Source organism: Isoptericola sp. NPDC056618 (assembly GCF_042792715.1).
In the GTDB taxonomy this organism is placed as follows: Bacteria; Actinomycetota; Actinomycetes; order Actinomycetales; family Cellulomonadaceae; genus Isoptericola; species Isoptericola nanjingensis.
This window is the reverse complement of the sequence record NZ_JBHTVZ010000022.1, coordinates 47106-64729: the sequence shown is the minus strand read 5'-3', so window position 1 is coordinate 64729 and position 17624 is coordinate 47106. Positions and strand designations below refer to the sequence as shown.

The 17624-nt window shown below is 73.0% G+C and carries 14 protein-coding genes and 3 tRNA genes; 3 read left to right on the top strand and 14 right to left on the bottom strand.

Annotated features, from left to right (window positions below; translation table 11 throughout):
* The first annotated feature begins 41 nt into the window (after positions 1–41).
* Both ACFQ8T_RS19560 and ACFQ8T_RS19555 read left to right on the top strand, forming a co-directional pair.
* Entirely contained in the window at positions 42–2096 is a 2055-nt protein-coding gene (locus tag ACFQ8T_RS19560; RefSeq protein WP_430548139.1) for a HelD family protein, read from the top strand.
* Between the two features lie 167 nt (positions 2097–2263).
* Positions 2264–3583: a C39 family peptidase gene (locus ACFQ8T_RS19555; protein ID WP_430548138.1), complete on the top strand. Its 1320-nt coding sequence runs from the start codon at positions 2264–2266 to the stop codon at positions 3581–3583.
* Positions 3584–3671: 88 nt separating this feature from the next.
* Here the strand turns inward: ACFQ8T_RS19555 and ACFQ8T_RS19550 are convergent, their stop codons facing one another.
* The 7 genes from ACFQ8T_RS19550 to ACFQ8T_RS19520 all read right to left on the bottom strand — a co-directional run bounded on the left by ACFQ8T_RS19550 (position 3672) and on the right by ACFQ8T_RS19520 (position 7658).
* Positions 3672–5882: an N-acetylmuramoyl-L-alanine amidase gene (locus ACFQ8T_RS19550; RefSeq protein ID WP_430548137.1), complete on the bottom strand. Its 2211-nt coding sequence runs from the start codon at positions 5880–5882 to the stop codon at positions 3672–3674.
* 154 nt (positions 5883–6036) lie between these two features.
* Positions 6037–6462 (bottom strand): MaoC family dehydratase, encoded by a 426-nt coding sequence (locus tag ACFQ8T_RS19545; protein ID WP_430548136.1) that lies wholly within the window; start codon positions 6460–6462, stop codon positions 6037–6039.
* Positions 6462–6932 (bottom strand): MaoC family dehydratase N-terminal domain-containing protein, encoded by a 471-nt coding sequence (locus ACFQ8T_RS19540; protein WP_430548135.1) that lies wholly within the window; start codon positions 6930–6932, stop codon positions 6462–6464. Before ACFQ8T_RS19540 ends, ACFQ8T_RS19545 begins: the two co-directional genes overlap by 1 nt.
* Before the next feature lie 29 nt (positions 6933–6961).
* Positions 6962–7132 (bottom strand): 50S ribosomal protein L33, encoded by a 171-nt coding sequence (rpmG, locus tag ACFQ8T_RS19535; protein ID WP_079572326.1) that lies wholly within the window; start codon positions 7130–7132, stop codon positions 6962–6964.
* Between the two features lie 90 nt (positions 7133–7222).
* Positions 7223–7296, bottom strand: a tRNA-Met gene (locus tag ACFQ8T_RS19530).
* Between the two features lie 65 nt (positions 7297–7361).
* Positions 7362–7434, bottom strand: a tRNA-Thr gene (locus ACFQ8T_RS19525).
* Between the two features lie 142 nt (positions 7435–7576).
* Positions 7577–7658: transfer RNA gene (locus ACFQ8T_RS19520), tRNA-Tyr, on the bottom strand.
* Between the two features lie 124 nt (positions 7659–7782).
* Between ACFQ8T_RS19520 and rarD the strand changes: the two genes are divergently transcribed.
* A complete protein-coding gene (gene rarD, locus ACFQ8T_RS19515) occupies positions 7783–8718 on the top strand; it encodes an EamA family transporter RarD (RefSeq protein WP_430548134.1) in 936 nt (311 codons plus the stop codon).
* Between the two features lie 34 nt (positions 8719–8752).
* Here the strand turns inward: rarD and ACFQ8T_RS19510 are convergent, their stop codons facing one another.
* The 7 genes from ACFQ8T_RS19510 to ACFQ8T_RS19480 all read right to left on the bottom strand — a co-directional run bounded on the left by ACFQ8T_RS19510 (position 8753) and on the right by ACFQ8T_RS19480 (position 17624).
* Positions 8753–9397, bottom strand: coding sequence for a hypothetical protein (locus tag ACFQ8T_RS19510; protein WP_430548133.1), 645 nt, complete (start codon positions 9395–9397; stop codon positions 8753–8755).
* Between the two features lie 22 nt (positions 9398–9419).
* Positions 9420–10193, bottom strand: a complete 774-nt coding sequence (locus ACFQ8T_RS19505) for a hypothetical protein (RefSeq protein WP_430548132.1) — start codon at positions 10191–10193, stop codon at positions 9420–9422.
* Complete coding sequence (locus tag ACFQ8T_RS19500) at positions 10190–10666, bottom strand: LpqN/LpqT family lipoprotein (protein ID WP_430548131.1); 477 nt, start codon at positions 10664–10666, stop codon at positions 10190–10192. Before ACFQ8T_RS19500 ends, ACFQ8T_RS19505 begins: the two co-directional genes overlap by 4 nt.
* A gap of 32 nt (positions 10667–10698) precedes the next feature.
* The gene (locus ACFQ8T_RS19495) at positions 10699–11937 is read right to left on the bottom strand and encodes a hypothetical protein (protein ID WP_430548130.1); all 1239 of its coding nucleotides are present in this window, start codon (positions 11935–11937) and stop codon (positions 10699–10701) included.
* Between the two features lie 136 nt (positions 11938–12073).
* Positions 12074–12358 (bottom strand): WXG100 family type VII secretion target, encoded by a 285-nt coding sequence (locus tag ACFQ8T_RS19490; protein WP_430548129.1) that lies wholly within the window; start codon positions 12356–12358, stop codon positions 12074–12076.
* 378 nt (positions 12359–12736) lie between these two features.
* A complete protein-coding gene (locus tag ACFQ8T_RS19485) occupies positions 12737–13021 on the bottom strand; it encodes a WXG100 family type VII secretion target (protein ID WP_430548129.1) in 285 nt (94 codons plus the stop codon).
* Between the two features lie 121 nt (positions 13022–13142).
* Complete coding sequence (locus ACFQ8T_RS19480; protein ID WP_430548128.1) at positions 13143–17624, bottom strand: FtsK/SpoIIIE domain-containing protein; 4482 nt, start codon at positions 17622–17624, stop codon at positions 13143–13145.

The window sequence follows — 17624 nt, the reverse complement described above, 5'->3', positions numbered from 1 at the left end:
TAATGTCCTGCGGCTCCCACCCGTCGCCCTGGAGGTCAGCCGTGCCCGCCGTGTCCCCTGCCGAGCTCGACCGGGAGCGGGCACACCTGCAGCGGGCGCGCGAGGAGCTCGCCCGGATGCGCGAGCGCACGGCGGGGCTGACCGCCCACGCCGGCGACCGGATCAGCGCCGAGGTGCTCGAGGCCACGCTGGCCCGCCGCCTGGCCCAGCTCGCCGACGACCCTCACGTGCCGCTCTTCTTCGGCCGGCTCGACCACGACGAGCCGGCCGGTGGCGAGGTCTTCCACGTCGGGCGGCGGCACGTGTCCGACACCGCCGGGGACCCGCTGGTCGTGGACTGGCGCGCCCCGGTGAGCGCCGCGTTCTACCGCGCCACCCGGGACGACCCGATGGGGGTGACCACCCGGCGCCGGTACGGCTTCGCACGCGGCGTGCTCACCGGGTTCGAGGACGAGGTGCTGTCCGGCGCGGGCGAGACCGCGGCCGGGCACTCGGAGATCCTCGAGCAGGAGATCGAGCGCCCGCGCACCGGGCCGATGCGAGACATCGTCGCGACGATCCAGCCCGAGCAGGACGTCATCGTCCGCAGCGACCTCGATCGCACGGTCGTCGTGCAGGGCGCACCCGGCACGGGGAAGACGGCTGTGGGCCTGCACCGCGCGGCCTACCTGCTGTACGCGCACCGGGAGCAGGTCACGCGGCGCGGCATGACCGTCGTCGGACCGAACTCGAGCTTCCTGCGCTACATCCGGGACGTGCTGCCCGCCCTCGGCGAGGTCGACGCCACGCAGACGACGGTCGAGGAGATCGTCGCGGCGCACGGTCGCCTGCGGGGGACCGAGACGGCCGAGGTCGCCCGCCTCAAGGGCGACGCCCGCATGGCGCAGGTGCTGCGCCGAGCCGTGTGGTCGCACCTGGGCGAGCCCGCGGAGGCGCTCGTCCTGCCGCGTGGCTCCCGCCGCTGGCGCGTGCCCGCGCACGAGGCCCGCGACGCCGTCGCGCACGTGGTGGGCCGTGACCTGCGCTACGACGCCGGGCGCGAGCAGCTCCGGTACGCGCTGGCGCACCGGATCCTGCAGCAGATCGAGGCGGCCGGCGACGCGCTCGACGACCGGGCCTGGGACGTCCTCGCGCGCACCAAGCCCGTGAAGGACTACGCCGCGACGCTCTGGCCGGTCCTCACGCCCGCCCGGCTGCTGCACCGCCTGCTGGCCGACCCGGACTTCCTCGCCGCGACGTCCGACGGACTCCTCACCCCGGCCGAGCAGCAGCAGCTCGCCTGGGCCGCACCGCCCCGGAGCGCGGGGGCGGCGCGGTGGACGCTCGCCGACCTCGTGCTGCTCGACGAGCTCGCCGACCTGCTGGAGCGGGCGCCGTCGGTGGCGCACGTCGTCGTCGACGAGGCGCAGGACCTGTCCCCCATGATGCTGCGCGCCCTCGGGCGCCGGGCCCGCACCGGCTCGCTCACGGTGCTCGGCGACCTCGCCCAGGCGACCACGCCGTGGGCCGTGCGCTCCTGGACGGACGCGCTCGACCACCTCGGCAAGCCCGACGCGCACGTCGAGCAGCTCACCGCGGGGTTCCGCGTGCCCGGCGACGTCATCGAGTACGCGGCGCGCCTCCTGCCGGCGATCGCGCCCACGCTCGCGCCGCCCGTGGCCGTGCGGCGGGCCCGTGGCGAGCTGCTGCTCACCACGGCGCCGACCGAGGAGCTGGTGCGGGCCGCGCTCGCGCGGGAGGGCTCGGTGGGCCTGATCGTGCCGGACGCCGGCGTGGCCGCCGCGCGCCGACGGCTCCGGGCGGCGGGGCTGGAGCTCGCCGTCGTCGGCGAGGAGGACGTCACGGCGAAGCTCGCCGACGGCGCCGAGGGCGCCGACCAGGCCACCGAGTTCGACGCGCGGCTCGACCTGGTCCCCGCGTCCCTGGCCAAGGGCCTGGAGTACGACCACGTCGTCCTCGACGACCCGGCGGGGATCGTGGCCGGCGAGGCCGACCGCACGTCCGGGCTGCGGCGCCTGTACGTGTGCCTGACCCGGGCGGTGACGTCGCTCGCGGTGCGGCACGACGACGACGTGCCCACCGAGCTGGCCGCCTGACCGCCCCCTGCACCTCCGCCGCCCTCGGGCCCCGGGCCGCGGCCTCCCGCAAGGTCGTGACACACGCCACAGTTTCTGGGAAAGTCTTTGCCAACGGGCGGAGGGGACCGTCCCACGCCCCCGTCCCTGGGGAGGGACCCGTGACAGGCATGGTGCGGAGGACCTGGATGAGAGCGACGACGGCGGCCCTGGCAGCGGGGGCGGTGATCGCACCGACGGCGGGAGCCGCCGGAGCCGCGCCGCCGGACGACACCGCGACGTCGGGCAACAAGATCACGACCACCCACTGGCAGGGCATCGACGACCTGCGGCAGGGCGAGTGGGAGAACCTGCGCCCCGGGGCGCGCGGCACCCTGGGGATCCGCACCGCCGGCGGGCCCACCACCGCGTACACCGACCCGTTCGGCGACGGCACCGCGGTCGAGTACGAGACGGGGACGTGGACGTCGCCGGTCGTCGAGACCGGGTACGCCGTCGACGAGTCCCTCACGTCGTGGAACGCCACCACCCCGACCGGCACGTGGGTGGAGGTCGAGTTCCGCGGTCGCAAGGCCGACGGCGCGTGGACCAAGTGGTTCGTCATGGGCCGCTGGGCGTCCGGCGACGACGTCGAGCCCGCCGACGGCGGCGTGGGCGACATCCACCGCACCTCCGTGGACGGCCAGAACGACGACGACGCGTACCTGTTCACCGACACGTACGTCGCCAAGTCCGGGCACGAGCCCGAGGCGTTCCAGACCCGGGTCACGCTCTACCGCCCGGCCGGGTCGACGGCGACCCCGCGGCTGTCGGGCGTGACGACGATGACCAACGAGTACCTGCCCGACAGCGCCTACGCCGGCACCAGCGACTTCACGCTCGGGCGTGCGGTGGAGCTCGACGTCCCCGGCTACTCGCAGCTCGTCCACATCGGCGAGTACCCCGAGTTCGGCGGCGGCGGCCAGGTCTGGTGCTCCCCGACGTCCACCACGATGATCCAGTACTCCTACGGCGCGAAGCACCGGGTGCCGGCGTCGGAGCTCGCGGACATCGTGGCGCCGAACGGCGACCCGCAGGTCGCCTACGCCGCCATCAACACGTGGGACTACACGTACGAGGGCTCGGGCAACTGGCCGTTCAACACGGCCTACGCGCACCGGTTCGGGCTGGAGTCCTTCGTCACGCGGCTGCGGTCGCTGGCCGAGGCGGAGAAGTTCGTCGCGGCGGGCATCCCGCTGGTCGTGTCGATCAACTTCGCGAAGGAGGAGATGCCCGAGGCCGGCTACGGCACCGACGGCCACCTCGTCACCATCGTCGGCTTCACCGCCGACGGCGACCCGGTCATCAACGACCCCAACAAGGCGACCGACGCCGACGTGCGCAGCGTCTACACCCGCGAGAACTTCGAGCGCGTGTGGCAGACGTCGACCGACGGCATCGCGTACGTCATCCACCCGCACGAGGTGAAGCTGCCCGAGAACGTCCCGGGGGCCACGCCCAACTGGTGAGGTAGCACCCCGTCTCGTCGAGGTAGTACGGAGCTCGCCGAGGTGGTGGTCGGCCCACTACCTCGGCGAGCTCTGTGCTACGTCGGCGTCAGTGCGGGCGCACCGGGCCGACGGCGTCGGACGTGAACGTCGCGGACGTGAAGCCGGGCGCGGACACGGTCACCTCGACCGAGATGTCCGCGCCGCGGTCCCGGCCCGTGAGGTGGTACCGCGTCCCGTCCGCTCCGCGCACGGGCTCGCCGTCGCGCAGCCACCGCACGTCGACCTCGGTGCCGTCCCCGGGCAGGTACTCCCCCGGGTCCACGGTGAGCACCTTGCCGATCTGCGCCCTGCCCTCGATGCTCGGCCCCTCGACGTCGGTGACCATCGGGTCGTGCAGCGTCACGTCCGCGGCGCGGGTGAACACCTGCCGGTGCGCGTACCAGAGCTGGTAGTAGGCGTCCTCGCCGCGCACGTCCGTCCGGTCGTCGGGGATCGAGCCATCGAACGACTTGGCGTTGTAGTAGTCGGTCGACACCGTGTCGTCCGAGACCACGTACGCCTGGTCGGCGCCGATCGTGTACTCGATCGGCGTGACCGCCTGCGGCGTGATGCCCGGGTAGGGCGCGTAGGCCGCGCCCTCCGGGTACGCGCGGCCGTAGATCGCGGCCGCTGCGTCGCCGCTCGCGGTCACCGTCTGCCCGGTGCTCGGCACCACGACGGGCCGGTCGGCCGGGTTGTGGATCCAGGCCAGCGAGCCGGCCCACCACACGCCGAGCCACTCACCCTGCACCTGCGCGACGACGAGCTTGTGGCCAGAGTTCACGCGCGCGCTGATGTCGCTGGCGTACGTCGTGCCGTCCGCGCCGTTCGGCTTCCAGCCCGGGTCGCGGGCGTACGGGGCGTCGAGCGAGGGCTGCTGGTACGCGACCGCGAAGTTCGTGCCCGCGCCCGCGACGCAGTCCCCGGAGCCCGGGGACGCCTGCTCGCACCCCGTGACCGGGTTCGCGTTGTCGTCGTAGCCGGCGACCACCTCGACGACGTCGCCCGGCGCGACGTCCGCCGTCGTGTCCAGACCGCCGCCGATCGGCGCGCCGAGCAGCTCGAAGTAGTGCTCCCAGTCCCAGTACGGTCCCGGGTCCCAGTGCACGCTCTTGGTGTACCCGGGCAGGATGCCGGGGATCTGGTCGTGCCCGATGACGTGGGCACGGTCGAGCGGGACGTCGTACTCGTCGGCCAGGTAGCGCACGAGCTCGGCCGACGACTGGTACATCGCCTCGGTGAACCAGCCCGACGTGCCGGCCCAGCCCTCGTGCTCCAGGCCGATCGAGTGCATGTTCATGTACCAGTTGCCCGCGTGCCAGCCGACGTCGGAGGGCTCGAGGTGGTTCGCCACGTGCCCGTCCGACGAGCGCAGCGTGTAGTTCCACGCCAGGTAGGTGGGGTCGGTGACCAGGCGCACGCTCGGCTCGTACGCCGTCTCCGTGTCGTGGATGACGATGTAGTCGATCGACGGGCCGCCCTCGCCCGTGCGGTCGGCCTGGTCGTGGTTGCCGTAGTTCCCGGTGTCGTCCGGCAGGTCGGCGCTGCCCTTCGCGTAGGGCGCGGGCAGCCACTCGCAGCCCAGGTCGGGCGGGCAGTCGGCGGCCGGGTCGCTCGCCGCGGCCGTGGACGCCTCGGGCAGGACGGCGTCGGGCCGGGCGGCGAGGGTCACGTGCCCGCCGTCGTCGGTCGTCCGGCTCTCGCCCTTGCGCAGGGTCGAGTAGACCCGGTCGGCGAACGACGGCGAGCCGCCCAGCCGTGCGACCGCCGTGCCCCAGGACGCGAGACCGTCGCCCGTCCCCTGCCCCGCGTCGCCCTGGTAGGAGGCCAGCAGCGCGGCGGCGCCGCAGGTGTTCGCGGCGGCGTCGGACCGGAGCTCGGCGGCGGACAGCCCGGTGAGGGCGGCGGCGCGGTCGAGCTCGCTCACGGCAGCGCGGGGCGTGGCGTCCTTGCCTGCCCCGTCGGGCGCCTCGGGCGCGTGGTCGAGCAGGTTGAACAGGCCGTAGCCGCCGTCGGCGCTGGCGGTGCCGGCGTGCTGGTCCCAGCGGGACTCCATGTAGGAGACGGCCTTGAGCAGGTCGGCGGGGACGCCGGTGGCGTCGCTCGCGGCGGCGAACGCGGACTCCCGGTCCGGCGCGGCGACGACGGCGTCGCAGGTCACGTCGGACGTGGGGGCGGTGGACGGCCCGGCCCCCGCGGCGACCGCGGGGATCGTGACCAGGGGCAGGAGGAGGCCGGCGGCCGCCAGCCCGGTGGTGCGTCGTCGTACGGATCTCACGGGGAGTGCTCCTCTCGAGGACGGAGTGCGCTCACGGGCGCACCTCGTCATCGAACCGTGAAATCCCGTTTCATGGGAAGTGATAGACGTAAAAAATCTCGTCGCGCCTCGGCGCGACGAGATCGGCGGCCGCGCTCGAGCGCGGGAGGGAAGGTCAGGAGAGGCGGACGGTCGCCTGCGAGCGGCCCAGCACCTTGGTGCCCTCGTGCGTCACCGTGAGGTCGACGCGCACCGTGCCGGCGTCGGCGTCGATCGCGCCCACGGCGGCGGAGACCTCGACGACGGCGGTGCCGTCGTGCGGGACCGGGACCGGCTTCGTGAAGCGCGTCTGGTAGGCGACGACGGCGCCCGGGTCCCCCGCCCAGTCGGCGACGACGCCGACGACGGAGCCCATCGTCAGCATCCCGTGGGCGATGACGTCGGGCAGCCCGACGCCGGTGGCGAAGGACTCGTCCCAGTGGATCCGGTTGAAGTCGCCGCTGGCCCCGGCGTAGCGCACGAGGCGGGCTCGGTCGAGCTCGACCGTCCCGGTGGCGACGACGTCGCCGACGGTGAGGTCCGCGAGGGCGGGGCGGGTCATCAGGAGTCCTCCCCGCGGATCACGAGGCTCGAGGAGACGGTCGCGACGGGCTCGCGGGTGCCGTCGCCGGCCGCGCCGTCCACGGCCGCGAAGATCTCGCAGCGCGTCGTCACCATCGCGATGCCGGCCCGCTCGGTCACGGAGTCCACGTGGAGCACCGTGACCAGCTCGTCGCCCGCGACGATCGGTCGGTGGTGCGTGAACTTCTCGTCCGCGTGGACGACTCGCGAGAAGTCGATCCCGGCGTCCGGGTCCTGGACGTACTGTGCCTCGGCCCGCTGTGCGACGACGACGGCGAACGTGGGGGGCGCGACGAGGTCCGGATAGCCGAGACCCCGCGCCGCCACGAGGTCGTGGTGCGCGGGGTGGGCGGCACCGACGGCGGAGGCGAACTCACGGAGCTTCTCGCGCCCCACGGAGTAGGGGGCGGTGGCCGGGTACTCGCGGCCAGCGAAGTCGGGGTTCGCCACGTCGGTGCGGTGATCCGTCGAGGGCTGGGTCAGCGGGTCTCGCGGTGCGACGTGTGCTTGCCGCAGCGCGGGCAGAACTTCGCCAGCTCGAGACGGTCGGGGTCGTTGCGGCGGTTCTTCTTCGTGATGTAGTTCCGCTCCTTGCAGTCCACGCAGGCGAGCGTGATCTTCGGGCGGACGTCCGCGCTCTTGGCAGCCATGGTGTGTCACCTCTCGCGCCCCCGGAAGGCGCCACGTGAATCAAGGAACAGGCCGGTCCGACGCCGGCCGTCGAACCGTGATGATGTCGGTAGCGAGGGCGGGGCTCGAACCCGCGACCTCACGATTATGAGTCGTGCGCTCTGACCAGCTGAGCTACCCCGCCGCGCGTGACGGAACGCAGGACCATGCGTCCTCAGACGAAGACGACGGTCCCGCGTCACATCACAGAGCCCCGAAAGGGAATCGAACCCTTGACCTTCTCCTTACCATGGAGACGCTCTGCCGACTGAGCTATCGGGGCAGCGGAGAAGACTCTACACGGCTCTCGGCACCTGATGAAATCCGCGGGACACCCGCTCGATCACATCGTGCACCGGGGCCGTGCGGGCCCCTCCAGACGTCGGACGAGGCGCCTCCCGAGGGGGGCGCCTCGTCCGTCGCGGTGGCAGGTGAGGGATTCGAACCCCCGAAGGCTGAGCCGTCTGATTTACAGTCAGATCCCTTTGGCCGCTCGGGCAACCTGCCGTGCGGGCTCGCGGACGAGCTCGCGGGTAGAACCATAACGCCCCGGAGGGTCCCGGCGGAAATCGTCTCGCCGTGGCCCGCGTCACGACCGCCCGCACGGTCCCCCGGGCCCTACATTGAGGCGGTGACGTCCCCCTCCTCCCCCGACCGCTGGGGGCTGCCGCTCGGCCTCTCGGCGTTCGTCCTCTGGGGCGCCATGCCCCTGTTCTTCCCGCTGCTCGAGCCCGCCGGCCCCGTCGAGATCATCGCCCACCGCGTCGTGTGGAGCCTCGTGTTCTGCGTGGTGCTCCTGCTCGTCACGCGCACGTTCGGGTCGTTCGTCGCCGTCCTGCGCAACGGGCGCGTCATGGGCGCGCTCGCCGTCGCGTCCGTGCTGATCATCGCGAACTGGACCACGTACGTGTACGCGGTACTCTCCGGCCACGTGCTGGACGCCGCCCTCGGGTACTTCATCAACCCGCTGCTGACCGTGCTCCTCGGCGTGCTCGTGCTGCGCGAGCGCCTGCGGGCGGCCCAGTGGGTGGCGCTCGGGTTCGGCGCCGCGGCCGTCGTGGTGATCTCCACCGGGGTCGGCGGCCTGCCGTGGATCGCGCTCGTCCTCGCGGGCGCCTTCGGGCTCTACTCCCTGGTGAAGAACCGGGTGGGGCGCGACGTCGGCGCGCTGCCCGGGCTTGCCGCGGAGACGGCCGTGGCGACCCCGTTCGCCCTGGCGTACCTCGTGGTGCTCGGCGCCACGGGCGTCGGCACGTTCACGACGGAGGGCGTGGGGCATGCGCTCCTGCTCGCCGCGTGCGGCGTCATCACCGGGCTGCCCCTGCTGCTCTTCTCGGCCGCCGCGCGCCGGCTCCCGCTGTCCGTGGTCGGGATGCTGCAGTACCTGACCCCGGTGCTGCAGTTCCTGCTGGGCCTGCTGGTCTTCGACGAGCACATGCCGCCCACCCGCTGGGCCGGGTTCGTGCTCGTGTGGGTGGCGCTGGTCATCCTCACGGCCGACGGCACCCGGCAGGCCCGCGCCGCGCGCCTCGCCACCCGGGACGCCGCAGGGGCGGTGCGACCCTGAGGTCGCACCGCCCCTGCGCGCGGTCGGGAGCCGGTCAGCCGGCCTTGCCCTCCCAGTCGCCGTTGAGGTTGAGCGACTGGTCGAACCCGGTGACGAAGTCCTCCGTCATGATGTCCTGGGTGCCGGACAGCTGGACGAGCGACGGGATGCCGTTGCCGTCCACGAGACCCCACACCACCGAGGTGTACGTCTCGCCGCCGGACGAGTAGGTGTACGAGGTGTTCGCGCGCTCCGGCTCGTCGCGGAGCGTCGTCACGGGCGCGTAGTTCTCGTCCGTCACGCCCTTGCCCTCGACCTGGCTGATGTACCAGTCGACCGACTCCTGGGCGGTCATCTCGGAACCGCCGGGCATGAAGCCGACCCGACCGGCGACGCCGCCCGCGTCGTTCGCCTTCTGGTGCACGTAGGACCAGCCGTCCGCGTCACCGACCTGCTGCCAGTCGGCCGGGACGCGCGCCGCGATGTGCTCGGCGTGGATCGTCGTGAGCTCGGCGGCCGCCGTCTCCTCGGGAGCGGGCTCGGACGGCTCCGCCGACTCCTCGGCAGGCTGTGACGCCTCGGCGTCGCCCCCCACGGGCTCGAGGTCGCCGGCCGAGAACGAGCACGCGGCCAGGGCCGGCGCGACGATCAGGGCCGCGAGCGCGAGGCGCGCGCGACGTCGGGTGCGGATCTGCTTCATAGGTGTCCTTCGATGGGTGGGGCTACTTCTCGAACATGCGCGAGCCGGCCCAGTCGACCCGGGGACGCCAGCCGTGGTGGCGCAGCACGGTGAAGACCGGCTTCTTGGCGTCGGCGGGGCGGATGATCGTCGCGCCCTCCCAGGAGGACCGTGCCCCGCTGGCGTCCGCGACGACGATCTGGCCGTCGGCGCCCTCGCGGAACGAGGCCGACGTCTGGAACGCCGTCTTTCCCCGCTTCCAGTTCCAGTCGCCGCGGGCGTAGACGCCGCCGGGGCCGAAGCCCGCGCTGGTCGACGCCGTCCCGGAGTACTCGGTGAACTTGTAGTGCGCCTTCGCCGGGTCGAGCGTCAGCTCCATGCGCCACGCGTACGCTACCCGCCCGCGGACGAAGAGCGTCTTCCAGCGGAGCTCCTCGGACTTCCAGCGGACCTCGACCTGGACGTCGTCCCCCGACCGCGTCGCGTCGATGCGGTAGGGCAGGCCGTCGCTGTTCATCCCGACCAGGTCGGCCACGACCCGGTCGACGGGCGACGCCGCGCCCGGCGCCACGACCGGGGCGGCCGGCACCTGGGCCTTCTCCCGACCGGCCTCCACGGCGCGCGTGCCGCGCACCGCGGTCCAGACCCCTCGGGCGATGACGAGCAGCGCCGCCACCACGATCAGCGCGATGCCGAGCACCGTGCTGCCGGAGGCGAGCGCGAGGGCGCCGAACGCCAGGAGGGCGATGCCGACGACGAGCACGACGACGCGGCTGACCACCGCGAAGCGCTGGACTCCCTGGTCCCCGGCCGTCATCGGGTGACCAGCTCGACGCTGTCCTGGATGGCCCGGACGGTCTGCCAGACCTCCGTGGCCTGCGAGCCCGCGCACGTCCCCGTGACCTCGACGACGTCCCGGACGCCGTCGTGCTCGATGACGGCGATCCGCAGGGCCTGCGCGACCGTGCCGGTCTCCTCCGTCGACCACGCGCCCTCGATCCGGGCCGCGGGCGCTCCGGCGAGCGTCGTGCGGATACGGCCGACCTCCTCGTACCCGGGGGTCGCCTCCAGCCGCTCGACAGCCTGCTGGATGACCTCCTCGATCGTCTGGTCACCGCTGAGCCGCTGCATCACCACCACGACGTTGGGGCGGAACTCCCCGTCCGGTCGCTGCTGCACGATGGCGAGCTGTGCGGCCGGCACCGGGTGCGGCACCCAGCCCTCCGGGCAGTCCATCGAGATCTCCGGGAAACCCGGGAACGTCTCGCTCGGGTAGGTGACTGTGCTCATGTCCTCATCCAATCAGTCGCAGCCATTCCGGGTCACCACCATCCACCGGTGATCCCGTCGACGAAGTCACCACCGAGGTCACCGATCGCGTCGACCGTCTCGGACGGCGACCAGTCGAACGAGACGTCGAAGCCGGCACCGACGCCGAGCGCCGCACCCAGCTCCAGGTCGACGCCCACGCTGTCCCAGCCGACGTTGACGTCCGCGTTGGCGGTCACACCGACGCCCGCGTAGACCTCCGCGCCGGCGCCCACCTGCGCGCCCGCGATGTTCACGGAGCCGTCCACGCCCGCCTCGGCGCCCGCGAAGGCGTCGACGCCGACGCTGGCGCCCAGGCCGTGCGGGCCCACGGACACCCCGCCGGTGGCCTCGGCACGCGCGCCGACGAGCGCGTCGGCCGAGCCCTCGGCGGTCAGGTGCCCCCCGACGCCGACCTGGCCGCTCGCGTTCGCGCTCACGCCGGCGCTGGCCCCGACCGAACCCTCCGCGACGAGGCCGTTCTCCGAGACGCTCACCTCACCGGACGCGTCGTACCCGGCGCCGGCGGCGACACCCGCCTCGCCCGAGCCGTGGAAGCCGTCCTCGGAGCCGAACTCGCCCTCGGCGCCCGCCTCGTACCCGACGAAGCCGCCCGTCTCCCCCTCGAGGAGCGTCTCGCCGACGTTCCCCTTCTCCGAGCTGGTCAGGTCGCTGTTGCCGTTGCCGTTGCCGGTGCCGTCGCCGGTGCCGGTGCCGTCGGTGCCGTTCTCGCCCGTCCGGATCTGGACCTCGGACTCGTACGAGGGACCACGGTGCTGCCCGCCCTCGTACCCGTCGGTCCAGTTGTAGTTCGGGTCGGTGGTATCGGTCGGCGTCCGCGTCGGGTCGGCCCCGGGCGAGGACAGCGGGTTCTCCCCGCCCTCCTCTTCCTCGTCGCCGACCCCGCCGCCACCGCCACCACCACCGCCACCGCCGGCGTTCCCGGTGCCGCTGCCCGTGGCCCCGCCGAAGCCCGTGTAGTCGTTCGACGTCGTGTCCTGCTCGTCCGCGTTCTCGCGCGCCCTCGTCGCGACGTCGCTCAGCAGGTTCGCCGTGTCGCGCAGGAGCACGACGTGCGTGTCGCCCCACTCCGAGCGGAAGCCCTCTGCGTCGGGCCCGTCCCAGCCCTCCGGACCGGGCATCGCACCCTCGACGGCGGTGATGACGCCCTCCAGCGTGGTGCCGCCCTCTGCGATCTTGTCCGCGAGCAGACGCAGCGCCTCGATATCGGCGCCGTACATCCCTTCGCCCACAGCTCCTCCTCAACACCCCACCGGACGTCCGTCCGGGATCCGCACCACTCGACCGACCCAGCGTTCGAGGGGTACGGCACCGCTGCCGTGGTGCCGCACCCCTCGTTCGTCCCCGCGACGGGGACCCCACCCGAACTCAGTACGAGTTCGAGGTGTCCTCCTGCTGCGACGCGTTGTTGTCCGCCGTCGTGGCGTACCCGTCCAGCGCCGACGCGATCTCGTTCAGCTTCGCCGAGTGCGTCCCGTCCCACTCCTCCTGGAACTGCACCGCGTCCGGACCGTTCCACTCCGTCTGACCCATCTGCGACGTGATCGTGGTCACCGTCGTGCGCACCTGCTCCGCCTGCTCCCGCAGAACGTTCGCCAGGCTCCGGACTGCCTCGACGTCAAGACCGAAGACGTTGCCACCCTCTGCGACCATGTCATGCTCCTTCACTCATGGCTGCCCCCTACGGACAACCTCTTCACGTTTCGACGCCGCTGACTCAACCAGAGCCCGGGGCATCCGGGAATGGGGAGCGCTACCCATGCGGCTCGATACGTCCGTCCAGGAAGCGGTCAGGGAGCGACGACGCTCCCCCGCCGGCGTCCGCGGTCAGGTGCCCTCGCGCAGCCAGCCATGACGAGCCCGACGACGCCCGGGAGACCCATGACCACGGCGCCGCCGACGACGTCCGCCCACGCGAGCCGCACCCGGGGCGTCGCTCCAGCACGCCCGCCGACGGACCACGAGGGGTGCGGCGCCACGTCCGTGGTGCCGCACCCCTCGCACGTCCCCGCGACGGGGACGCACCCGAACTCAGTACGAGTTCGAGGTGTCCTCCTGCTGCGACGCGTTGTTGTCCGCCGTCGTGGCGTACCCGTCCAGCGCCGACGCGATCTCGTTCAGCTTCGCCGAGTGCGTCCCGTCCCACTCCTCCTGGAACTGCACCGCGTCCGGACCGTTCCACTCCGTCTGACCCATCTGCGACGTGATCGTGGTCACCGTCGTGCGCACCTGCTCCGCCTGCTCCCGCAGAACGTTCGCCAGGCTCCGGACTGCCTCGACGTCAAGACCGAAGACGTTGCCACCCTCTGCGACCATGTGATGCTCCTTCACTCATGGCTGCCCCCTACGGACAACCTCTTCACGTTTCGACGCCGCTCACTCAACCAGAGCCCGCGACGTCGGGACATGGGGAGACCTCCCCATCGCCCTGCTCCCGTCAGCCCGGCAGGGCCACGTGGATCTTGACGGCGCGACCCGCCGTGATGAGGAACCCGCGGCCGGGCGGGAAGTCCTTGCGCCGCATGCGCCCGAGCGGCGTGTTCATCAGGGTGTCGCCGTCCGTGTCGCCGGGCGTCAGCAGGATGCCGTTGCGCCCCGACTTGAACGGGCCGGCCAGCGTGAACGCCTTCGACCAGGTGGACGACTCCGACTCGCCGAGGACGAAGTGCTCCTTGCGCACCGCGAGCTTCACGAACGCCTCGAGCGGCTTCTCCGCGGGGGTGCCCGTGAGCTCGGTGTAGTTCTCGATCATCACCGCGAGCCCGCCGGGCGCGACCCGCTCCGAGTCGAGCACCTCCGTGAGCTCCTTGACGAGCTCGACGACGTCCTCCGGGTTGGCCGCCTGCTGGTCCCACAGGTCCAGGGCGCCCAGGCTCGTGCGCCGCGACGACAGGTACACCAGGCGGGTGCCGCCCCGGCGCCGCAGCGCCGTCGCGAGCGTGACGAACGCCGTCGTGCGCCCCGACCCGGGCGGACCGGCCAGCATGAACGGCGAGCGCATCGGCAGGCCGACCGGCGCGATGTCGAGGTCGCGCAGACCGATCGTCGCGAGCTCGCCCGTGCGCACCGGCAGCGTGTCCAGCGCGAAGTTGTCGGGCAGCCGTGCCACGCCCGGGGCCTGCACCGTGCCCATGCGCCGCATGGTCTGCTCGAGCTTCGCCAGCTCGCGCGACTGCACGGCGCCGTTCGGGTCTCCGCCGAGCACCGCGATCTGCGCCTCCTGGCCGTGCATGATCGCGCGGCCCGGCGCCGAGGCGGGCGTCAGCACGTCCTTCGGGACGTTGAGCATCATGTAGTCGTCCTCGCGCGCCATGCGGTGCACGATCCGCTTCTGCACGGTCGAGGCGAGCGCCGGCGGGACCGCCACGGCCCGGTCTCCCGACATCACCAGGTGGATGCCCACGGGGCGGCCGTCGGTCGCCAGCTGGGAGAACGCGCCGTAGACCGAGAACCCCCGCCCCGCGAAGATCTCGTAGCTGTCCCGGAACGACTGGATGCCGTCGACCAGCACGATGATGCGGGGCTCGTCCGGGCGGTTCGCGATGCGTCGGTACTCGTCGATCGTGCTCGCCCGCACCTCCGCGTACCGCGCGGAGCGCTCGTCCAGCAGCTCGGTGAGCCGCCGCATGAGGCGGGACACCCGCTCCTCGTCGTCGCCCGAGATCACCGCGCCGACGTGCGGCAGGCTCTCCAGCATCGACAGGCCGCCCGAGCCGCAGTCGATGCCGTACACCTGGACCGGGCCGCCGCGGGCCGTGAGCCCGGCGGTCACCGCAATGGTGCGCAGCGTGGTGCTCTTGCCGGTGCCGCCCGTGCCGTACACGGCGAGGTTGCCGTCGACGTCCGGCTCGTAGTGCACGGTCGGCTGGGCCTGCCCGTGCGGGTCGTCCCGCACGCCGAGCAGCAGCCGCGAGTCCGTGCGCGGGTTGGGCAGCAGGGCCAGGTCGTAGGTGGCGGCCAGCTCCTCGAGCCACGGCTTGCGGGGCGCGGGCACGCCCGCGCTCGTCGCCGCGTGGCGGATCGTCGCCACCATGCGCGCGATGTCGTTCGGCCCCGGGTCCCCGTCGTCGTCCGACCGGGCGACCGTCGGCATCTCCCAGCGCCGTCCCGTGCCGAAGTCCATCTCCTCGACGTCGATCTGGGACGGCTCCGGCTCGTCCTTCGTCCAGCCGCCGGCGTAGCCGGTCTGGAAGGTCGTGAGCCGGCCGGGGCCGGTCTTGGCCGCGCCGCGACCGGGGATCGACGGCGGGAAGTGCGCCGCCATCTTGTCGCCCAGCACGTCCTTGGAGTCCGACTCGTCGGCCATCCGCAGGGCGATGCGCAGGTTGGTGTTGGCGCGCAGGTTGTCCTTGATGACGCCCGCGGGGCGCTGCGTCGCGAGGATGAGGTGGAGGCCGAGGGACCGGCCGCGCTGGGCGACGTCGACGACGCCGTCCACGAACTCGGGGACCTCGCCCACCAGCGCCGCGAACTCGTCCACCACGATGATGAGGCTCGGCGGCGCCTCCGGGTCGCCCGTGCGCTCCAGGGACGCGAGGTCCTTGGCCTTCTTCCGGTTCAGCAGGTGCTCGCGGTAGTGCAGCTCCGCCCGCAGCGACGACAGCGCCCGCCGCACGAGATGCGGCGACAGGTCGGTGACCAGGCCCACCGTGTGCGGCAGGTGGACGCAGTCGGCGAACGCCGCGCCGCCCTTGTAGTCCACGAACAGGAACGTGACGCGGTCGGGGCTGTGCGCCGCGGCCATGCCCAGCACCCACGACTGCAGGAACTCGGACTTGCCGGCGCCGGTGGTGCCGCCGACCAGGGCGTGCGGGCCCTGGGTGCGCAGGTCCAGGTAGAACTGCTCGACGCCGTTGTGCCCGATGAGCGCGCGCAGGTTGGTCGGCGTCTTGCGGCGCACCGGCGGCGAGCCGTCGCGCGGCGTGAGAGAGAGGTTCTCGCGCCACCGCTCGACGACGCCGGCCGCGTCGGAGCCGAGGTCCGTGCCCGCGAGCGCCAGGTAGGACACCGAGCGGGGCAGATCGGACTCGTCGTCCACGGGCGCGCCGACGTCGACCACCGGGGACAGGATGCGGGCCACCTCGGCCGCCGTGGCCAGGTCCGCCGCCTCGCAGCGCACGGGGAACGCGAGGCGGCCGTAGTGCACCTCGCCCGTCATGCCGGAGCCGGCGCCCTCCTGGGCGTCGAGGAGCACGAACGTCCGGCACGCGGCGGGGAGCTGCTCCACCGTGGGGGCCACCCACACGACGTGCACGTTCGCCTTGGGGCCGCGCTCCGCGAGCCGCACGAGCCGCGACCGCTCGAGCGGCGTGTCGTCCTCGACGAGCACCACCACGGCCGGGAGCACCGGCTTGGGCGCGGCCTCGCCGCGGTCCTTCTCGGGGTCCCGCTCCGTCTCCAGCGGCGGCGGCCCGTCCAGGCTGATCCCGCGGGCCTCGATGAGCTCCTCGAGGCGGGTCAGCAGGGCGAGGCCGCGGCCCGGGTCGGCGGCCAGGTGGTCCGAGGTCCCCAGCGGGCTGTGCGGCGAGCCGGTGTGCGGCACCCACTGGAGCCATTCCCAGTCCTCGCGCGAGCGGTGGGACGTCAGGGCCGTGAGCACGACCTCCGACGGCGAGTGCAGCGCCACCATCTGCAGCAGCGCGGCGCGCGCCACGGACTCGACCATGCCGGCAGGCCCCGCCAGGCCGACGTTGCCGCCGTAGCGCAGCGCGGCGACGGCGGGCACGTCGTCGATCACCGCGCAGCGCGACTGCAGCTCGAGCACCTTCTCCCAGTGCTCCGGGATCGCCTCGTTCTCCCGCGGCTCGGTGAACTCGGTGCGCGACGGCGCCGCCCCGATGCCGAGGCGCAGGGTGAGGAAGCCACGGTGCTCGGGCCGGTGGGTCCACATCAGCCCGCCGAGGCGGCGCACCGCGTCGAGCGACTCCGCGAGGGACGGGACCTCGGCCAGGCGCACCGCCCGCTCGACGGCGTGCGTCCGGGCGATCCGCTCCTGCGTGGCGGTGACGGCCTCCTCGAACAGCTCCGACGCCCGCTCGAAGTCCTTCTTCCGCGCGATCCGCCGGTCGTAGTAGACGCCCAGCATGATCAGCGGGCTCATGAACATGAACACGAGCATCCGCGGGTTGTTGAAGAACGCGAACATCACCAGGCCCATGAGGGCGGGCGCCATCATGGGGATCCACGGGAGCCGGCCCGGAGGCACCGGCTTCGGGGGCTTGGGCGCCGTGATCTTGCGCTCGCCGAACCGCGCGACGACGCGGGGCGAGCGGTTGAACTCCACCACGGGGCTGGTGGGCGGGAGGCTCGTCGAACGGTGCAGGGACACCACCGACACGACGCTCTGGCCCACGGTCACGGTGTCGGACGACGTGAGGACGGAGCGGGTCATCCGCTTGCCGCCCATCTCGAGCCCGTTCGCGGAGTCGAGGTCGTGGATCTCGAGCTGCTCCCCCACGATGATCCGCGCGTGCCGCTTGGAGACCTGGGCGTCCTGCAGCCGGATGTCCATGCCCCGGTCGCGGCCGAGGTAGGAGGTGCCCACGGGCAGGTGGAACTCGCGCCCGGAGTCCGGGCCCTCGAGGACGCGCAGGACGGCGACGGCCGCCCCGCGGTCCTGCCCGGCGTGCACGAACTGGTCGGAGAGCCGCACGATCGACACCCCGGAGCCGGACCGCAGACCCGCCTGCACCAGGTCGCTGGTCGGCGTGAGCACCCTCCCGGCCGTCACGGTGTGCTGGGCCGTGCCGTCGCCGACGACCTGGAGCGTCAGGTTCTCCGGGGCGGCCGCGCCGCGGCGACCGGGGTCGCCGGAGTACAGCGCCTCGGCGACGTCACGGACGCTGGCGGTGGCGTCCGCCGTGACCGCCACGTCGACGGACGAGTCGTCCGACCGGTGCAGGGTGAGCTTGATGCGCAC